The 1,297-nt window shown below is 53.4% G+C and carries 1 rRNA gene; it reads right to left on the reverse strand.

Annotated elements, in window-relative coordinates:
- Window positions 1–1,134 (reverse strand): 16S ribosomal RNA (locus AC3Y5R_RS24125); the annotation flags it as partial.
- Window positions 1,135–1,297: the final 163 nt, after the last annotated feature.

Below are 1,297 nucleotides of genomic sequence, written 5' to 3' on the forward strand. Positions count from 1 at the left end.
AATCGCTGGCAACAAAGGATAAGGGTTGCGCTCGTTGCGGGACTTAACCCAACATTTCACAACACGAGCTGACGACAGCCATGCAGCACCTGTCTCACGGTTCCCGAAGGCACTCAGGCATCTCTGCCAAATTCCGTGGATGTCAAGGCCAGGTAAGGTTCTTCGCGTTGCATCGAATTAAACCACATGCTCCACCGCTTGTGCGGGCCCCCGTCAATTCATTTGAGTTTTAACCTTGCGGCCGTACTCCCCAGGCGGTCGACTTAACGCGTTAGCTCCGGAAGCCACTCCTCAGGGGAACAGCCTCCAAGTCGACATCGTTTACGGCGTGGACTACCAGGGTATCTAATCCTGTTTGCTCCCCACGCTTTCGCACCTGAGCGTCAGTCTTTGTCCAGGGGGCCGCCTTCGCCACCGGTATTCCTCCAGATCTCTACGCATTTCACCGCTACACCTGGAATTCTACCCCCCTCTACAAGACTCCAGCCTGCCAGTTTCAAATGCAGTTCCCAGGTTAAGCCCGGGGATTTCACATCTGACTTGACAGACCGCCTGCGTGCGCTTTACGCCCAGTAATTCCGATTAACGCTTGCACCCTCCGTATTACCGCGGCTGCTGGCACGGAGTTAGCCGGTGCTTCTTCTGCGGGTAACGTCAATGCCGCTGGTTATTAACCAGCAACCCTTCCTCCCCGCTGAAAGTACTTTACAACCCGAAGGCCTTCTTCATACACGCGGCATGGCTGCATCAGGCTTGCGCCCATTGTGCAATATTCCCCACTGCTGCCTCCCGTAGGAGTCTGGACCGTGTCTCAGTTCCAGTGTGGCTGGTCATCCTCTCAGACCAGCTAGGGATCGTCGCCTTGGTGAGCCATTACCCCACCAACAAGCTAATCCCATCTGGGCACATCCGATGGTGTGAGGCCCGAAGGTCCCCCACTTTGGTCCGTAGACGTTATGCGGTATTAGCTACCGTTTCCAGTAGTTATCCCCCTCCATCGGGCAGTTTCCCAGACATTACTCACCCGTCCGCCACTCGTCACCCGAGAGCAAGCTCTCTGTGCTACCGTTCGACTTGCATGTGTTAGGCCTGCCGCCAGCGTTCAATCTGAGCCATGATCAAACTCTTCAATTTAAGTTTGATTTGCTGAAACACGTTCAGCGATGCTCATCTGTAAAACGTCATAATGAATTTCATTATGTGTTCACTCGTGAGACTTGATATTTTTTACGTCCGGAGACGCTGATATCAATCCTGCGAGTGCCCACACAGATTGTCTGATAAATTGTTAAAGAGC

Source organism: Erwinia sp. 009765445, from assembly GCF_058137865.1.